General features: G+C 64.3%; 18 protein-coding genes and 1 pseudogene. 11 read left to right on the top strand and 8 right to left on the bottom strand.

The features are described from left to right. Positions 1-76 precede the first annotated feature (76 nt). The 9 genes and pseudogenes from CTR53_RS16690 (at position 77) to CTR53_RS16730 (ending at position 8,934) form a co-directional block, all read left to right on the top strand. Positions 77-904 carry a ParA family protein gene (locus tag CTR53_RS16690; protein WP_290816165.1) on the top strand — a complete coding sequence of 276 codons (828 nt, stop codon included), beginning with the start codon at positions 77-79 and terminating at the stop codon, positions 902-904. Positions 905-1,009: 105 nt separating this feature from the next. Beyond that, entirely contained in the window at positions 1,010-1,948 is a 939-nt protein-coding gene (locus CTR53_RS16695; protein WP_290815970.1) for a ParB/RepB/Spo0J family partition protein, read from the top strand. 10 nt (positions 1,949-1,958) lie between these two features. Continuing rightward, the gene (locus tag CTR53_RS16700) at positions 1,959-3,053 is read left to right on the top strand and encodes a diguanylate cyclase (RefSeq protein WP_290815972.1); all 1,095 of its coding nucleotides are present in this window, start codon (positions 1,959-1,961) and stop codon (positions 3,051-3,053) included. Between the two features lie 5 nt (positions 3,054-3,058). Further along, the gene (gene msrB, locus CTR53_RS16705; protein ID WP_290815976.1) at positions 3,059-3,427 is read left to right on the top strand and encodes a peptide-methionine (R)-S-oxide reductase MsrB; all 369 of its coding nucleotides are present in this window, start codon (positions 3,059-3,061) and stop codon (positions 3,425-3,427) included. Between the two features lie 432 nt (positions 3,428-3,859). Beyond that, a pseudogene (locus tag CTR53_RS16710) lies at positions 3,860-5,021 on the top strand (ammonium transporter). A 209-nt stretch (positions 5,022-5,230) separates the two neighbouring features. Then, on the top strand, positions 5,231-6,706 hold the full coding sequence (locus tag CTR53_RS16715) for a circularly permuted type 2 ATP-grasp protein (RefSeq protein WP_290816167.1): 1,476 nt from the start codon (positions 5,231-5,233) through the stop codon (positions 6,704-6,706). Positions 6,707-6,854: 148 nt separating this feature from the next. Continuing rightward, entirely contained in the window at positions 6,855-7,802 is a 948-nt protein-coding gene (locus CTR53_RS16720) for an alpha-E domain-containing protein (RefSeq protein ID WP_290815979.1), read from the top strand. 50 nt (positions 7,803-7,852) lie between these two features. Continuing rightward, the gene (locus CTR53_RS16725) at positions 7,853-8,038 is read left to right on the top strand and encodes a hypothetical protein (protein WP_290815982.1); all 186 of its coding nucleotides are present in this window, start codon (positions 7,853-7,855) and stop codon (positions 8,036-8,038) included. Between the two features lie 158 nt (positions 8,039-8,196). Next, positions 8,197-8,934: a peptidase gene (locus tag CTR53_RS16730; RefSeq protein ID WP_290815985.1), complete on the top strand. Its 738-nt coding sequence runs from the start codon at positions 8,197-8,199 to the stop codon at positions 8,932-8,934. Between the two features lie 224 nt (positions 8,935-9,158). Here CTR53_RS16730 and xth read toward each other — a convergent pair whose 3' ends face one another. Then, entirely contained in the window at positions 9,159-10,004 is an 846-nt protein-coding gene (gene xth / locus CTR53_RS16735; protein WP_290815988.1) for an exodeoxyribonuclease III, read from the bottom strand. Between the two features lie 45 nt (positions 10,005-10,049). After that, positions 10,050-11,270, bottom strand: coding sequence for a multidrug effflux MFS transporter (locus CTR53_RS16740; RefSeq protein ID WP_290815990.1), 1,221 nt, complete (start codon positions 11,268-11,270; stop codon positions 10,050-10,052). 216 nt (positions 11,271-11,486) lie between these two features. Here CTR53_RS16740 and CTR53_RS16745 point away from each other — a divergent pair, with 216 nt between their 5' ends. Then, positions 11,487-12,002 (top strand): GFA family protein, encoded by a 516-nt coding sequence (locus tag CTR53_RS16745; protein ID WP_290815993.1) that lies wholly within the window; start codon positions 11,487-11,489, stop codon positions 12,000-12,002. A 109-nt stretch (positions 12,003-12,111) separates the two neighbouring features. On the opposite strand, the gene CTR53_RS16750 is transcribed toward CTR53_RS16745, so the two are convergent. Beyond that, entirely contained in the window at positions 12,112-12,489 is a 378-nt protein-coding gene (locus tag CTR53_RS16750) for a nuclear transport factor 2 family protein (protein ID WP_290815996.1), read from the bottom strand. Positions 12,490-12,649: 160 nt separating this feature from the next. Here CTR53_RS16750 and CTR53_RS16755 point away from each other — a divergent pair, with 160 nt between their 5' ends. Further along, on the top strand, positions 12,650-12,907 hold the full coding sequence (locus tag CTR53_RS16755; protein WP_290816001.1) for a hypothetical protein: 258 nt from the start codon (positions 12,650-12,652) through the stop codon (positions 12,905-12,907). A 135-nt stretch (positions 12,908-13,042) separates the two neighbouring features. Here the strand turns inward: CTR53_RS16755 and CTR53_RS16760 are convergent, their stop codons facing one another. The 5 genes from CTR53_RS16760 to CTR53_RS16780 all read right to left on the bottom strand — a co-directional run bounded on the left by CTR53_RS16760 (position 13,043) and on the right by CTR53_RS16780 (position 17,263). Next, complete coding sequence (locus tag CTR53_RS16760) at positions 13,043-13,726, bottom strand: hypothetical protein (RefSeq protein WP_290816006.1); 684 nt, start codon at positions 13,724-13,726, stop codon at positions 13,043-13,045. 31 nt (positions 13,727-13,757) lie between these two features. After that, complete coding sequence (gene gtdA, locus CTR53_RS16765) at positions 13,758-14,831, bottom strand: gentisate 1,2-dioxygenase (protein ID WP_290816010.1); 1,074 nt, start codon at positions 14,829-14,831, stop codon at positions 13,758-13,760. Between the two features lie 405 nt (positions 14,832-15,236). After that, complete coding sequence (locus CTR53_RS16770; RefSeq protein ID WP_290816013.1) at positions 15,237-15,782, bottom strand: winged helix-turn-helix domain-containing protein; 546 nt, start codon at positions 15,780-15,782, stop codon at positions 15,237-15,239. A gap of 282 nt (positions 15,783-16,064) precedes the next feature. Continuing rightward, complete coding sequence (locus CTR53_RS16775; RefSeq protein WP_290816017.1) at positions 16,065-16,679, bottom strand: PAS domain-containing protein; 615 nt, start codon at positions 16,677-16,679, stop codon at positions 16,065-16,067. Further along, positions 16,676-17,263 carry a PAS domain-containing protein gene (locus CTR53_RS16780; protein WP_290816020.1) on the bottom strand — a complete coding sequence of 196 codons (588 nt, stop codon included), beginning with the start codon at positions 17,261-17,263 and terminating at the stop codon, positions 16,676-16,678. The genes CTR53_RS16775 and CTR53_RS16780 overlap by 4 nt, the downstream gene beginning before the upstream one ends. Positions 17,264-17,429: the final 166 nt, after the last annotated feature.

Raw genomic sequence — 17,429 nt, forward strand, 5'->3', positions numbered from 1 at the left:
CGGTACAGAACAGGAACATGGCGGCGAGGGCAGCCAGAGCGGCGCCTGGGGTGACGACAGCACCCTGAATGCCGAACTGGATGCCGGCAGCCCGCAGGCGAAAGTCGCGCCGGTCCGTCAGGGCCGCGTGCTGGCGATTGCCAACCAGAAGGGCGGCGTCGGCAAGACCACGACAGCGATCAATCTCGCCACCGCGCTGGCCGCGGTCGGTGAGCGCGTGCTGCTGATCGACAGCGATCCGCAGGGCAATGCCTCGACCGGTCTCGGCCTGACGCATGAGGAGCGCGACTTCGGCACATATGAGCTGCTGATGGGCGCGGCCGAGCTGCACGAGACCATTCGTTCAACCAAAGTGCCGAATCTGTCCATCGTGCCGGCCAATGTCGAACTCGCCGGCGCCGAACTCGAGATGATGGATCTCGAACATCGCACCCATCGCCTGAAACATGCGATCGAAGGGCGGCTCGCCGATTTCGACCATATCCTGATCGACTGCCCGCCGTCGCTCACGCTGCTGACCGTCAATGCGATGGTGGCGTCGGACGCAGTGCTGGTGCCGCTGCAATGCGAGTTCTTTGCGCTCGAAGGCCTGAGCCAGCTGCTGCGCACGGTCGAGCGCGTGCGCACCACGCTCAATCCGACGCTGGATGTGCAGGGCGTGGTGCTGACCATGTTCGACAAGCGCAACAACCTGTCCGACCAGGTGGCGGCCGACGTGCGCGGCTTTCTCGGCGAGAAGGTTTACGAGACGGTGATCCCGCGCAATGTGCGCATCTCGGAAGCGCCGAGCCATGGCGTGCCGGCGCTGATCTATGACCACCGCGCACCGGGCAGCACGGCGTATATGGCGCTGGCGCGCGAGGTGATCAAACGCGAGCAGGCGTTGCGCGACGCGGCGGAGTAAAAACAAGGCCCTCACCCCAACCCTCTCCCGCAAGCGGGAGAGGGAGGGCCCCGCAGCGAAGCGCGGGAGGGTGAGGGTACTTAAGTAGGGTACAGAGGACAGAGTATGATCGACGATCCGAAACGCCGCGGCCTCGGCCGCGGCTTGGCCGCATTGATGGGCGAACCGGCGCCGGGCTCCGACGCCGCGGCTGCGCGCACCGCTGCCGGCGGCGTGCGCGAAATTCCCATCGAGCAGCTCAAGCCGAATCCGTATCAGCCGCGCAAGGTCTTCAACAAGGAGGCGCTGGAGGAACTGGCGCAGTCGATCAAGTCGAAGGGCGTGCTGCAGCCTTTGTTGGTGCGTCGCGCCAAGGACGGGCAGGGGTATGAGATCATCGCCGGCGAGCGCCGCTGGCGCGCCGCGCAGCTGGCCAAGATCCATGCCGTGCCGGTGGTGATCAAGGAGATCACCGACCGCGACGCCGTCGAGATCGGCCTGATCGAAAACCTGCAGCGCGAGGATCTCAACGCGGTGGAAGAGGCCGGCGCCTTCCTGCAGCTGTCGGAGGAATTCGGCTACAGCCAGGACCAGATCGCCCAGGTGATCGGCAAGAGCCGCAGCCATGTCACCAATATCCTGCGCCTGCTGCAGCTGCCCAAACCGGTCATCGCGCTGGTCATCACCGGCAAGCTGACGGCGGGCCAGGCCCGGCCGCTGATAGGCCATCCGCTGGCCGAGCAGCTCGCGCAGCGCATCATCGAGGGCCGGCTGACGGCGCGCGAAGTGGAAAAGCTGGTGGCGGTCGGCCGCGCCGTAGGCACGCCGGCGGCCGCGAAAAAAGGCGGTCGCCCGGCCGGCAGCACGGCCAAGCCGGCGAAGGACGCCGCGCCGGTGCGCAAGGATGCCGACACGCTGGCGTTTGAGCGCGGCCTGGCGGCAGCGCTCGGCATGAAGGTCGAGATCGAGAGCGAAGCCGGCAATGCGGAAGCCGGCCGTCTGATCGTGCATTACCAGAAGCTCGAACAGCTCGACGAGCTGGCCAAGAAGCTGAGCAAGCGCTGACCGGTGCGGAATGCAGCCGCGGCCCAAACAGCCCCGCACCCTCCTGACCCGGCTGTTCGGCAGCGGCGATGCGCTGGAAGGCCATCGCGAGAAAATCCTCTACCGTATCGCCATCGCCAGCGCGGTGCTGCTCACGCCGTTCGGCATCTTCAACCTGTTCATCGACCGCCTGTCGCTCGGCCTCGCCATCCTCGCCACCGTCGGCGTCCTGGCCGTCGATGCCCGTGCGATCCATCGCGGCCGCCGGCCGCCGGTGCCGTTTGCGCTGCTGCTGGTGCCGACCGCCGCGGCCGTGGCGATTCTGCTGTTGCTGCAGCCGGCCTATGGCGTGCTGTGGACCTATCCGGTGCTGCTGTTCTGCTATTTCGTGCTGACGCGCGGCCTTGCCGTGCTGGTCAGCCTCGGCCTGCTGGTCGGCACGGCTCTGCTGGTCGCGCTCAATGTCGACACCGCCACGGCGATCCGCGTCTTCGCCTCGATGCTGCTCACCATCGTGATCGTCAACATCATCCTCGGCGTGATCAACGACCTGCACGACCGGCTGGTGGCGCAGACCATCACCGATCCACTGACCGGCGCGTATAACCGCCGCCATATGGAATCCTGCCTCGACGACGTGATCGAACGCCAGCGCCGCACCAAAGCCAGCGCCGCCTTGCTGGTGGTGGATATCGATCGCTTCAAGGAGATCAACGACCGGCTGGGTCATGCCGCCGGCGACAGCGTGCTGCGGACCGTGGTGGCGCTGATCGGCGACCGCGTGCGCCGGCTCGACCGTGTCTTCCGCATCGGCGGCGACGAATTCCTGCTGCTGCTGCCGGATACGGATCTGAATGCTGCATTGACGGTGGCGGAAGACCTGCGCGCGCGAATCGAGGCGGCGGCCATGTCCGGTGTGGAGTCTGGGGCCGCGCCCGTCACCGTCAGCATCGGCGTGGCCGTGCTGCAGACCGGCCAGCGGATGGATGCCTGGATGCACGAGGCCGATGCTGCGCTCTATCGCGCCAAGCAGCGGGGCCGCAATCGCGTGGTGGCGGCCGAGGTTGATGCAGCCCCGGTTGATGATGGTGCGCCGCGCACTATCTTGTCGCCCGCGAAGGAGTGACCGCCATGACCGACACCAAATCCCTCTCCCCCGAAGCCGAACGCGTGCTGCGCGATCATGGCACCGAGCGGCCCGGCTCCAGCGCGCTCAACAAGGAAAAGCGCGCGGGGCAATATTTCTGCGCCGGCTGCGGCGCCGAGGTGTTTTCCTCCGCCACCAAATACGACAGCGGCAGCGGCTGGCCGAGCTTCTACGCGCCGGTGGCCGAGAATGTCGCCGCCAGCGTCGACACCAGCCACGGCATGCGCCGCGTGGAAGTGCATTGCGCCAAATGCCAGGGCCATCTCGGCCATGTCTTCGAGGACGGGCCGGAGCCGACCGGCCTGCGCTACTGCATCAACGGCGTGGCGCTCGATTTCAAGCCGCAGGGTTGACCCTGGACAGAATCTGGGGCCGGCTCGCGGCTCAAAAAAGCACCAGACGGCCAGTATTCGCCTAAAATTTGACCACAGCCTGCCAGAACTGCGGCCGGAATGGCCAAGCTGTTGGGCGGATTCGCCGATTCCACCGTCAATACTGCAGTGCAACCCGCTGGCACGCTTCTTGTAACTCCGTAGTCAGAGGTATGCGCCAGGGGTGGGCCTGTCCGGGATTCTCAATGGGGGGAACCGGGTCTGGTCTGCCGGCAGCCGGGAGCGATCCCAAGTTGGGAGCGATCCCGGACCCGGACCGGAAACTGGCGCGGCCTCCCCTGACAGGAGGATTTATTCGTCATGCAACTCTCCACCGTCTCGTCGGCCAAAGCGGCCGGTCCCGGCTGGCTCGGCTATGTGATGTTCGGCGCGCTGCTGGCGGCGCTGTTCGCCATGATTCCCTCGCTCGGCTTCGCCCAGGCTGCGGCAGCCGAAGCACCGAAACTCGACACCGGCGACACCGCCTGGATGCTGACCTCGACCGCGCTGGTCCTGCTCATGACCATCCCCGGCCTCGCCCTCTTCTACGGCGGCATGGTGCGCAAGCAGAATGTGCTCGCCATCATGATGCAGAGCTTTGCCATCACCTGCCTGGTGTCGATCCTGTGGATGGTGATCGGCTACAGCCTGGTCTTCTCGGAAGGCAACGCGATCATCGGCGGCTTCTCCAATCTCTTCCTCGCCAGCGTCGCCATCGACAGCGTCAACGACCTGGCCAAGACGATTCCGGAAACCGTCTTCGTCACCTTCCAGATGACCTTCGCCATCATCACGCCGGCGCTGATCACCGGCGCCTTCGCCGACCGCATGAAATTCTCGGCGCTGCTGTGGTTCATGGGCCTGTGGCTGATCTTCGTCTANNGTCGCCTGCCTCGTGCTCGGCAAGCGCCATGGCTACGGCAAGGTCGCGCATGCGCCGCATAACCTGACGCTGTCGATCATCGGCGCCTCGCTGCTGTGGGTCGGCTGGTTCGGCTTCAACGCCGGCTCGGCTGCCGGTGCCACCGCCAATGCCGGCATGGCCATGCTGGTCACCCAGATCGCCACGGCGGCGGCCGCGATGGCCTGGATGTTCGCCGAATGGCTCGCCCGCGGCAAACCCAGCGTGCTCGGCATTGTCTCCGGCGCGGTCGGCGGCCTCGTCGCCATCACGCCGGCGGCCGGCTTCGTCGATCCGATGGGCGCGCTGATCATCGGCCTCGTCGCCGGCATTGTCTGCTTCGTGGCCTCCACCACGGTGAAGAACGCGCTGGGCTACGACGACAGCCTCGATGTCTGGGGCGTGCACGGTGTCGGCGGCGTAGTCGGCGCCATCCTCACCGGTGTCTTCGCCAAGGCGGCGATTGCCGGCAAGGATGCCCCGCTCGGCCTGATCGACGGCAATGCCGGCCAGGTGCTGACCCAGATCTACGGCGTGGTCATCACCATCATCTTCACGGCGGTGGTCAGCCTGATCATCCTGAAGATCATCGACTGGACCATCGGTCTGCGCGTCGATGAGGCCACCGAACGCGATGGCCTCGACCTGAACCTGCACGGCGAGACGGTGCAGTAACGGGGGTACGCGAAGGCATCCGGGCCGGCAGTCCCACCCGCCGGCCCGGGTTGCTTCTCCTCCGACGTTTGCCGGTCGCGTCCGCGTCCAGACCGGGCCTGTTCTGCGCAATCCGCTTTTATCTCCGCCCGTTTTCCGATTAAATCGAACGGAACCCGCCCTCGCACGTTCTCGTCGCGGAGATTCTGCCCTTGACCGCTTTCGACGAGATGGACCTCGGACCCGCGACCCAAAGCCAGTCGCAGAGCCAGACGCAATCCCAGGGCCAGGGTGTCCGCGCCCCCTACCGCGACTACAAGCGCTGGCTCGATGCCGCTCCGGGCGACATGCTGGCGCGCCGCCGCCAGGAAGCCGACCTGCTGTTCCGGCGCTTGGGGATCACCTTTGCCGTCTATGGCGAGGGCGGCGACACCGAACGGCTGATCCCCTTCGACATCGTGCCGCGCATTATCGCCGCCAAGGAATGGAAGCGCCTGCGGCGCGGCCTGAAGCAGCGCGTAAAAGCGCTGAACGCCTTTCTGGATGACATCTACCACAAGCGCGAGATCCTGCGCGCCGGCACCATCCCGGAAGACCTGATCCTCAGGAATGCCGCTTACGTGAACCACATGCGCGATGTCACCATCGCGCGCCAGACCTATACCCATATCGCTGGCATCGACCTGGTGCGCACGGCGGAAAACGAATTCTACGTGCTGGAAGACAACTGCCGCACGCCGTCGGGCGTCTCCTACATGCTGGAGAACCGCGAGGCGATGATGCGCCTGTTCCCGGATCTCTTTGCGCAGGTGCGCGTCGCGCCGGTCGGCCATTATCCCGATGCGCTGCTGCAGACCTTGCGCGAGTCCGCACCGCCGAACTGTGAGGACGAGCCGACCGTCGCGCTGCTGACGCCGGGTGTCTATAACTCGGCCTATTTCGAGCATGTCTTCCTCGCCGAGCAGATGGGTATCGAGCTGGTCGAGGGCGGCGATCTCACCGTCAAGGACGACATCGTCTACATGCGTACGGTCGGCGGGCTGAAGCGCGTCGACGTGCTGTATCGCCGGCTCGATGACGACTTCCTCGATCCGCGTGTTTTCCGCAAGGATTCGATGATCGGCGTGCCCGGGATTTTCGCAGCCTACAAGGCCGGCAACATCACACTGTCGAATGCGGTCGGCACCGGCGTGGCCGACGACAAGTCGATCTATCCTTACGTGCCCGACATGGTGCGTTTCTATCTCGGCGAGGAGCCGATCCTCGCTAATGTACCCACTTACGTGCTGCGCCGGCCGGACGACCTGAAATACACGCTGGAGCATCTGCCGGAACTGGTGGTCAAGGAAGTGCATGGCTCGGGCGGCTACGGCATGCTGGTCGGACCGAAATCCAGCACCGCCGAGATCGAGGCCTTCCGCGCCAAGATCGTCGCCAAGCCCGAGGCCTATATCGCGCAGCCCACGCTCGCGCTCAGCACCTGCCCGACCTTCGTGGAGAGCGGCATCGCGCCGCGCCATGTCGACCTGCGGCCCTTCGTGCTGTCGGGCGAAACCATGCGCGTGGTGCCCGGCGGGCTGACGCGTGTGGCCTTGCGCGAGGGCTCGCTGGTGGTGAATTCCAGCCAGGGCGGCGGCACCAAGGATACCTGGGTGCTGGAAGACGACGAGACGCCCGACAACATCGCGGCCGGCGGGGACGACTGATGCCGGGTCGCAGTGCCGACAGAAAAGAATTGTCATGGCCGGGCTTGTCCCGGCCATCCACGCCTGATTGCCGGCAGCCGCAAGACGTGGATGCCCGGCACAAGGCCGGGCATGACAGGAACTATTGGACGATGTGGAGCTGCACAGCATGCTGAGCCGCGCCGCCGACAATCTCTACTGGCTCAACCGCTATGTCGAACGCGCGGAATCGATGGCGCGCATCCTCGGCGTGGCGCATCGCATGAGCATGCAGTCGACCCATGGCGGCACGCGCAACGACGAATGGGAAGCCGCCCTGATCATTGCCGGCTGCGACAAATCGTTCGCGCTGCATGGCGGTCCGGCGACGCGGCGCGCGGTGATCGACTTCCTGGCCTTTGCGCCCGACAATCCGTCGTCGATCCATGCCTGCCTGAAAGCCGGCCGCGAGAATGCGCGCGCGATGCGGGCGCAGATCACCTCCGAGGCCTGGGAAAGCATCAATGCCGCCTGGCTGGAGATGCGCACTTTCTCGATCGCCAAGGTCGAGGCCGACGGCTTCAACACCTTCTTCGACTGGGTGCGCGAACGCAGCCAGCTGTTCCGCGGCGTCGCCGAAGGCACCATGCAGCGCGACGACGCCTATCGCTTCATGCGGCTCGGCACGCTCCTTGAGCGCGCGGACTCGACCGCGCGTATCCTGGATGTGAAATACCACGTGCTGCTGCCCTCGGCGGCCGATATCGGCGGTGCGGTGGATTACTACCAATGGGGCGCGCTGCTGCGCTCGGTCTCGGCCTTCCGCATCTACCGCCAGATTTACCGCGACAGCATCCGGCCGCTGAAAGTGGCCGAACTGCTGGTGCTGCGCGAGGATTTCCCGCGCTCCTTACATGCCTGCTTCGCCGAAATCGTGTCGATCCTGCAATACCTGCGCGAGAGCTATCGCCGCGACTACCCCTCGGTGCGGCTGGCGGAGAGCATGCTGCTGAAGCTGCGCTACGACCAGATCGACACCATCTTCACCGGCGGTCTGCACGAATACCTGACCAATATCATCGACAGCAATATCGAGCTGGGCGCGGCCATCGCCCGCGACTTCATGCAGCCGAACTGAACCCAAGAACTGTTTCCTGGCAGGTTCGTTAGGTCTGGCAGGAGACTGCCATGCTCGATTTCATCCGCCGTTTCGCCATTGCCGCCACCCTTGTGATCGGCCTCAGCTTTGCCGGCTGGATCACGCATCTGTATGTCTGCTTCACCCAGGGCGAATGGGGCTTCCTCATTGCCGGTGCGATCTTCTTCCCGATCGGCGTGATCCATGGCTGGGGCACCTGGTTCGGCGCCTGGTGAACACCCTATTTCGTCATCCCCGCGAAAGCGGGGATCCAGAACAGCAGTCCGACTGGGTCCCCGCTTTCGCGGGGACGACGAATAATTTTCAAATACCTTGACCCTGTTGTTATCCGCTTGCTTTGATGCGCGCGGGATTTCTTTCCGGGGCGTCTGTCATGACCTACTGCGTTGGCCTTCTGCTGCATGACGGCATCGTCATGCTGTCCGACAGCCGTACCAATGCCGGTGTCGATTCCATCTCCACCTTCGGCAAGATGCATAGCTGGCAGCAGGACGGCGACCGCGCGCTGGTGCTGACCACGGCGGGCAACCTGTCGCTCAGCCAGTCGGTCGTCACGCTGCTGAAGGACGGCTTCACCGACGAGGCCGGCAAGCCCTGCGACCTGATGCAGGCGGGCAGCATGTTCGAAGCCGCCGGCATGGTCGGAGCCGCCATTCGCGAAGTGGCGCGGCGCGACGGCGAGGCGCTGAAGGAACAGGGCGTCGAGCCCAATCTGTCCATGCTGCTGGGCGGCCAGATCGGCGACCGGCCACATGAGCTGTATCTGCTGTATTATGCCGGCAATTTCATCAAGGCGACGGAAGACACGCCGTTTCTGCAGATCGGCGAGATCAAATACGGCAAGCCCATTCTCGACCGCGTAATCACGCCGGCGACGCCGCTGGTGCAGGCGGCGAAATGCGCGCTGGTCTCGATGGACAGCACCTTGCGCTCGAATATCTCGGTCGGGCTGCCGCTCGATCTGGCGATCCTGCCCAAGGACGCGCTGAAGTTTGCGCTGAAGAAGCGGATCACCGACCAGGAGCCCTACTTCGCCAGCATCCGCGGCCTGTGGGGCGAAGGCCTGCGCAAGGTCTTTCAGACGATCCCGGATCCCGACTGGGGCGTGTGAACGGCGACAAGACCCTCACCCTCCCACCGCTTCGCGGCGGGGCCCTCCCTCTCCCGCTTGCGGGAGAGGGTCGGGGTGAGGGCTTTTGCAAGGCGCTCCGGACCTGGACGGAGGAATTTGAAAGCGTTGTCATGCCCGAGCTTGACCCGGGCATCTCATTATTTTTGTGCGGAAAGAAAATGGGATCCTCGGGTCAAGCCCGAGGATGACTGAAGAGACGGCGTCTAGCTGAGCTTCAAGGTCACAATGATCGGCACATGGTCCGAGGCCTTCTCCCGGCCGCGCATATCCTTGACGATCTTCACGGCCTGCAGACTGTCCTTCAGCTGCGGGCTGACCCAGACATGGTCCAGCCGGCGGCCCTTGTCGGCCGTGGCCCAGTCTGGCGAGCGGTAGCTCCACCAGCTGTAGATCTTTTCCGTCGGCGGCACGAAATGGCGTACGGCATCGACCCAGTCGCGCGCCGCCTGCATCTTCAGCATGCCTTCGGTTTCGATGGGCGTGTGGCTGACGATCTTGAGCAGCGGCTTGTGGGCCCAGACATCGGTTTCCAGCGGCGCGATGTTGAGATCGCCGACCAGGATTTCCCGGCCGCCCTTTTTCTTCAGGCCGGCGGACCATTTGGTCATGCCCTCCAGCACGTCGAGTTTGTGCTGGAACTTGTCGTTCACCTTCGGATCGGGCACGTCGCCACCGGCAGGGACGTAGTAGTTATGAAGAATGGTGCCATCGGCCAGTTCGGCGGCGATATGGCGGCGGTCGTCGCGGCCGGCCAGGTTCAGCTTTTCCTTCAGCGCAATCGCCGTCTTGGCAAAGATCGCCACGCCGTTGTAGCCGGGCTGGCCATGGATCAGGCGATGCGCATAGCCGCGCTGCTCGAACAGCTCATGCGGAAACTCGGCATCCTTCACCTTGGTTTCCTGCAGGCAGAGGATGTCTGGATTGTGTTCCGACAGGAAACCGGCCATCAGGTCGAGCCGGGCGCGGACCGAGTTGATGTTCCAGGTCGCCAGCGTGATCGGGCGGCCAGAAGCGATCTTTGGGGTCTTCTTCGCGGGTGCTTTTGCCATGTCGTTTTTTAGCCCAGTCCCGTCCACACTTCCAGACGCTGTCGCTTACTCCGCAGCGACGGTCTGTTTGTTGCTGCCGCGCAGCGTCAGCAGTGCCACGGCGAGCGTCGCCACCGCGCAGAGCGCAATGCCGCCGGTCATCGCCGTGCCGTTGCCGTTGATGAAGCCGCCGCTGACCCCGATCACCACCGCGCCGACCGCCAGCTGGAGCGTCGCCATCAGCGACGCGGCCATGCCGGCCGCCTCGCCGTAGGAGTCCAATGCCAGCACCGACGAGGTCGGCAGCAGGAAGCCGAGACAGCCATAGCCGAGCAGCAGCAGTGCCATGGTGAGATAGAGGTTGTCGAACCCGGCGGCATTCAGCGCAAACACCAGCACCATCGCGGCCGTAAAGCCGTAGATCGACGGCATCACCAGCGCGCGCAGGCCGAAGCGGGCGCCCAGCTTGCCGCAGAACTGCGCGGCGAAGAAGAAGGCGGCGGCATTCAGCGAGAAGGTGATGCTGAAGCCGACCGGCGACAGGCCATACTGCCCCATCATCACGAAGGGCGCGTTGGCGAGGAAGACAAAGAAGCCGCAGATGGCAAAGCTGCCCGCCATGGTCAGGCCCATGAAGGTCTTGTCGGTGAACAGCTGGCCGCAGGTGCGGATCATGCCGCCGACGCTGGTCTCGGCGCGCTGCGCTGCCGAGCGCGTCTCCGGCACGAACAGCAGACCGAGCAGGCTGGCAAACACGGCAATGCCGGCGACGAACCAGAAGACGGTACGCCAGCCCAGCGCCTCGATGATCAGGCTGCCGAACAGCGGCGCCAGCAAAGGCGAGACGCTGAACACCAGCATCAGCAGGCCGAGCAGGCGCGCTTCCTCGACGCCGCTATGCAGGTCGCGCACGATGGCGCGCGGAATGACAATACCGGCCGCGCCGCCAAGACCCTGAAGCAGGCGGAAGGCGATCAGTATCTCGACATTCTCCGCCAGCGCACAGCCGATGCTGGCGCCGATGAACAGGGTCACGCCGAAATACAGCGGCAGGCGGCGGCCCAGGATGTCCGAGATCGGGCCGAAGACCAGCTGGCCGAAGGCGAAGGTGATGAAGAAGGCGGTCAGGCTCATCAGCACCTTGTCGGGGTCGGCATTCAGGTTGGCGCCGATGAAGGGCAGCGACGGCAGATACATGTCGATCGCGAAAGGGCCTATGGCGGTCAGCAGGCCGAGAATCAGGGCGTTGCGCAGGAAATGGGCGCCAGAATGGGTGTGCGTGGTCATGGGAAATACTGCCTTTGAGCGACAAAAGGAGATATGCGCCCCGGAACTGGGACGTCAATGCAGGATTTGGTGCTGAGGGCGAAGGCCGGCCGACCCGTGTGTAAGGCGGGTGGCGTTATGTAAAACGATCCGTACGGTCTGGCCACCGCAGAATTGTTACGATGCAATCTACGTCCTTTTCTGTTGCAGTTCAGCCACATCACGGGAGAGCCGTCCATGCCGATGCATCTTGAAGGGTCCTGTCGCTGCGGTGCCGTCGCCTTCGAACTCGACAGTCATACGCCGGTGCCCTACCAGCTTTGCTATTGCACGATCTGCCGGAAAACTGCGGGCGGCGGCGGTTTCGCCATCAACCTCGGCGGTGTGTCTGCAAGTCTCAAGATCAAAAAAGGAAAACGCAGTATCGGCGTGTATCGCGCCGAAATCTGTGACGACGATAGCGAAAACTGCGAAACCAGCCCCTGTAAGCTAAGTACCGGCGAGCGCAATTTCTGCACGAAATGCGGCACGGCGCTCTGGCTGTTCGATCCGACCTGGCCCGAGCTGATCCATCCCTTTGCATCCGTCATCGACACCGATCTGCCGCAGCCGAAAGCGAAGGTGCATCTGATGCTGCGCTACAAGGCCAGCTGGGTGAAGCCGCAGATCGGCAGATCGGACGAGACGTATGACGAATATCCGAAGCTGTCGCTCAAGGCCTGGCACAGGAAGCATCAGGTTTGGGTGAAGTGACGATTCGCCCCTTACATGTCATGCCCGGGCTTGACCCGGGCATCCCATTTTGCGGCTCTGAGAAAAATGGGACTCGCGGGTCAAGCCCGCGAGTGACAATAGGGATGGATCAAGAGGCCCCCGCCTTCATCTGCGCCGGATCGTAGTAGAAGCGCTCGCGCCACACCTTGTCGCCCTTCCAGGTCTGGTGCGCCAGTTCCTCGATGCGGCGTTTGCTGCCGTCCTTGAACTCGAAGCGGAAGATCCAGTGGATCACCACCGTGTCGCCGTCGATCAGCACCGGGCGCACGCATTCGGTCTCCACCGTCTTCGCCCGCGCCAGCACGGCGCGTTCGTGCGCCACCAGGGTGTCGCGGCCCTGGCGCGGCGGGCTGTTCAGGTTTTCCTGCATGGTGGCATCTTCGGCATAGAATTCGGCAATGGCGCGGTCATGCTGGTTGGATTCCACCATGGCGACAAAGGCTTCCACGGTCTCGCGGCTGGGCATGGCGTCTGGTCCTCTCGTTTTTTGGCAATGCGACTATGACAGATTGCCGTAGGCTAGGGACAGAATGCCGCAGGCGAGGCGCGGCCATTCGTCACATCTCTTGCCAATTGTCGAGACGGCGCAATCTGGTGTTTCGTGACTACATAAAAGGAGCATACTCATGCCCGCCATGACCACGCCGCAGAAACACAGTCGTTCGGACAAGATTTTCGCCATCGTCATCACTGTGGCGCTGGTCGGCGCGCTGGTGGGCGCGGTCTTCAAGGCGTTCAATTTCTGGCATGGCATGGGTGTCGATTTCGATCCGGCCGCCACCTGGCCGCTGATCCTCGGCGTCAGTCTCAGTCTGGTGCTCGGCGGGATTGTCGTGGGCGTGTTTCTCTACGGCCGCCGCAAGGAAATCAAGGACGAGGAGTGAGGCGCGCACCGTCCCTTCCCCTCAACTGTCATGGCCGGGCTTGTCCCGGCCATCCACGTCTTGGGTGACTCGGTAAGGAAGGCGTGGATGCCCGGCACAAGGCCGGGCATGACAATGCTGTTTCAGCTGTGATGTTCAGAACAAATTAAACGTACTGCCGGTGATCCCGAGCGGCAGGCGGCCGGCTTCGAAGAGGCGGAACTTGATGGCGAAGGGATGTTCATCTTCGCTCTCATCTTCGTCATCCGCACTGCGCGCCGCCAGTACTAAAGCTGCCTGATAGGCCGCCTGCGCCGCAGCCCCCGCTGCCACTTTCAACAAAGCCGGATCGCTCACGCCCTGGCGCTGCGCCATCTTGGCGGCGTGTTCATGCGCCACTTCGCCGGCGCGCGTCGAGACATGCGTCAGCGCCACTTCCAGATCGTGTTCGTCGATCTGGGTCAGCGCCTGCTCCAGCAGCGCGTTCTGCATCTGCTGTTCGGCCTGCCACCAGTCGTCGTCCCAGTCGGGCGCCTGCGCCGCGCCGCTGGCTGCCAGCCAGTTCTCGATGCCGGCCACCTGCATCTCGGCAAAGCCGATGCCGGCGATATAGGCTTCGGCATCGTTGACCTCGGCCGCGGTCAGCTTGCGGCCGACGGCGGAGAACCACGGCAGGCTGCCGACCAGCTTGGCCAGCCGCGCCACGGCGCGCAGGCTGCTGTGGTCGTCATCCTCGTCGAGCGCCATGCCGGTCAGCGCATCGATGCTCTCGTCGCCAAAGATGTCGTCGTCATCTTCATCGTCATTGGCGATCTCGACGATCTTGGTCACTTTCGCCATGGCTCACTCTCTACTCTTACTGAAAAAGACGTTAGCGGTTACCGCGGCTTTCGCGCCACAGGCCCAGCACCTTCTGCACCGGACGATCCGAGAAGCTGAACAGCACGGCATCCGACGCAGGATCCGCATGGTGGCGATGCGGCACCCAGCTCGGAATCACAAAGGTATCGCGCCGGCCCCAGTCGAAGCGCTTTGCGTCCGAATCTTCGCCGACGGTCGTGTAGCCCTTGCCCTCCACCACGCTGAACACCGTGGCATCCGAACTGCGATAGCTCTCGCCGGCAAAGCCTTTCGGCAGCAGCTGCATATAGGTGCCGATGGTCGGCATCGCGCTCTGCCCGGTGGCCGGATTGACATATTGCAGCTTCAGTCCGTGGCACGGATCCCACTCCTCCGTGCGGCGCATGGTCTCGAGCGCGTCGCGCGTGCGGCTGTAGGGGTAGTTGAACACCGGCGAGGTCGGCGTGCGCACCTCGTGATCAACGGGAAGAAGCCCGGAGCCGTAGCGTGCGAGGCTGTCGCCGGTGGGTCGCGCCAGCGGCTGTGTGTCTTCGGGCAGACGTTCCATGAAGGAACAGTCGAGCGCCTGCACCAGCGGAATGTCGAGCCCATCCATCCACACCATCGGATGGTCGCTGTCGTTGCCGTGATCGTGCCAGGTCCAGCTCGGCGTGATGACGAAATCGCCTTCGCGCATGATGGTCTTCTCGCCGTCGACCGCCGTATAGGCGCCGTTGCCTTCGACGATGAAGCGGAGCGCCGACTGCGTGTGGCGATGCGCCGGCGCCACTTCGCCGGGCAGGATCAGCTGCAGGCCCGCGTAAAGCGAGGTGGTGATGCGCGACTGGCCCGGCATGCCGGGGTTCTCCAGAATCAGCACCCGCCGCTCGGCTTCCCTAGCGGTGATCAGCCGGCCGGCTTCCATGATGTCGTCGCGCAGTTCGTCGTAACGCCACAGGGCGGGCTGGCAGGCGCTTTTCGGCTGCGGGATCACCAGCGCATGCAGCACTTCCCACAGCGGCGCCAGCTTGCGGCTGCCGATCTTGTCGTAATAGGCCTTGCGCTGCTGCAGCACAGCAGGGTCGATGGCGGGATGCTGGGTCATCTGGGCGTTCCTCGTCTTGCCGCGCATATTATCAGACGGCGGAGGAAACCCAATCCTGCAAGCCGGACAGATCGCTGGCGAACCGGCGCATTGGCGGGAAAAAGAAAACGCCCGGTCGGGGGGCGAGCCGGGCGTTTTGCGCAATAGACTCTGCGCCATTGTGGCAGCCGGAAGGGGGGGATCTTCCGGTGCCGGCAACGGCATAGGGCGCCGTCGCCATGACAGGGATATGGGTATCGACGCGCGATTTGCCAAGGGGCAGACCGCATTCGGCCGACCACGATTCCGTGAAGCGGAGCGCGGCATTCGGTCGCGTATTTTACAAACCGCTGGACTGCAACGAAAAATTCCGCGCGCCGCGTTCAGCCATGCAGCACATGCAAATCTGGGCCGCGAAATCCGCAGTTATTGTGCGGTGGCCGCAGGCTCCGGATTGATCAGGCGATAGCCCAGCCGCGGCTCGGTGAGCAGGAAACGCGGTGCATCCGGATCCTTCTCCAGCTTGCAGCGCACCTTGCGCGCCAGCACGCGCAGCGCCTGGCGCATCTCGGCATTGTCATTGCCCCAGAGCGTGACGGTGAGCTGCCTGGTCCCGACCGGCTGTCCGCTTTTCTGCGCCAGCATCTTCACGAAGCGCGCTTCCATCGGCGACAGCCGCACCGGACGGTCTTCCTTGCGCGTGTCGCCGGTCAGCGGATCGATCGCGAAAGGTCCGACGGTGACGATGGTGGTGCCGTTCTTGGCCGCATTCTCCTGTGCGCGGCGGAGCGCAGCGCGCACGCGCGCCAGCAGTTCGCCGGCATCGAAAGGCTTGGTGACATAATCGTCGGCNNNNAGCACGATCAGGTCGGCCTGGCCGGCCTGCTTCAGGCCATCCTCGCCGTTGGGCGCTTCGGTCACCTGGTAGGCGGCAGCTTCCAGCGCGGCGCGCAGCGCCTGCCGCACAGGCATGGAATCTTCGATCAGCAATACGCGGTGCCGTTCGGCATTCTGGTTCGACGTCAGGGTGCGCCTCCCTGCAATTCACTACGCCCGGGGTCGGGCTCAAAAACTTCGGACCACGAATAACGATCCTGTGGCCATTTGGTGGCCGTGCAAAACACTAGCGCAATTTTCCTGAGAGATGCCAGCGGTTTAGCGCAGGCAGCGGAGGGCGCTGCGGCTTTTATGCCGATTGGCGGGTTTAATTGCGGTTTTCCGGGCTTTGGGCCCAGATTGCGATTGCCGGTGTATTCAGGCCGGAATGCCGCCGCCGATATCGAGGAAATGCGGCCTCGCGCCGGCATATTCCAGCGGCCGGGTCACATGCGAGCCGGCTTCCAGCACCGGCAGATGCGCGGCCAGGCCGATCAGCTGCATCGGCGCAGTGCTGTCGTCGGGCAGGACCGGCAGCACGAAAGTCTCGATCTGGTGCGGCCGGCCGCTGTCGGGATGCGAAATCGGATGGAAGGCAAGCGCGCCGCAGGGCTGCGTCGCCGCGCCCCACAGCAGGCGGCTGCGCGCGGCGCGCTGGTCGGGCTGCGCCATCGCGATATGGTCGCGGCCCATCAGGCGCAGGCCGGCCACGGTTTCGATCTCGGTGCCGGCGAGGCGGAAGATCATGCGCTGCGGGCTGAAAGCTTCCAGCAGCACCAGCCGCGGCATCAGTCGGGCGATCGACACCAGGTCCATGTCGCGCCGGTGCGGCAGCAGACGCTTGCTGCGCCAGCTTTTCCATGCCGCGAGAAGCTGGCGGCTGTCGTCCGACAGCAGGGCCTCGACACCGCCTTCGCGGCGCGCGCCGCCGAATGCCGCTTCCAGATTCTGCGGCGGCTGCGGATGCAGAGAAGAGCGATGCGGCAAGGTCATCGGCTACTGGACGCGCTGTCGGCATGAATGTCGGGCCCGACCGGCGGCAGGCCGGCGCCGATATCGATGTAACGCAGACCTTCGCCTTCCGTATAGGACTCCGGATCGATGCTGCTGATCTGGTCGCTGTTCCTGATCAGCGGCGTGGCACAGACCAGCACCAGCGACGGTGCGGTCTGGCCATCGGCGCAGAGCGGCGCCGAGACCAGTTCGACCGGCAACACGGCGCCGTCGGGCGTGCGCAGCCAGTAATAGATGACGGCAGCGCAGGGCTGCGTCACTTCGGCCAGCAGCAGCGCGGCGCGGCGCGCGCGTTTCTCGGGTTCGGCCAGATCGAGATAATTGCAGCCGATCAGATTTGCGCCCAGCAGCTCGCCGACCATGGTGCCGGCGAAACGGATCGGGATGAGAGTGGGGCTGCGAATTTCCAGCAGCAGGCAGCGCATCAGCAGTTCGCCCAGCCTGTCGGTATTCAGGACACTGTGCTGCGGCACCAGTCCCATGCCGCGCCAGCGATGCCATTCGGCGAAGAAACGCCGGCTTGGCTCGGTCAGCGCGCTGGGCAGGGATGCGACAAAATCCATGTACGGATCATACCAGAGCGCCGTCGCCGCGCCCCGTTATGATTCGGTAATCGTTGGAAATTGTTGCGAAAATCAGAATTGATCAGGTTTAATGCAACCGCAGGCAGTCAACCGTACGGTTGACAATAATCTCCGCCTGTAGTGCGACCCCGCATCATGGCCTTGA

This window comes from Ferrovibrio sp., assembly GCF_002796975.1.
Taxonomy (GTDB): Bacteria; Pseudomonadota; Alphaproteobacteria; order Ferrovibrionales; family Ferrovibrionaceae; genus Ferrovibrio.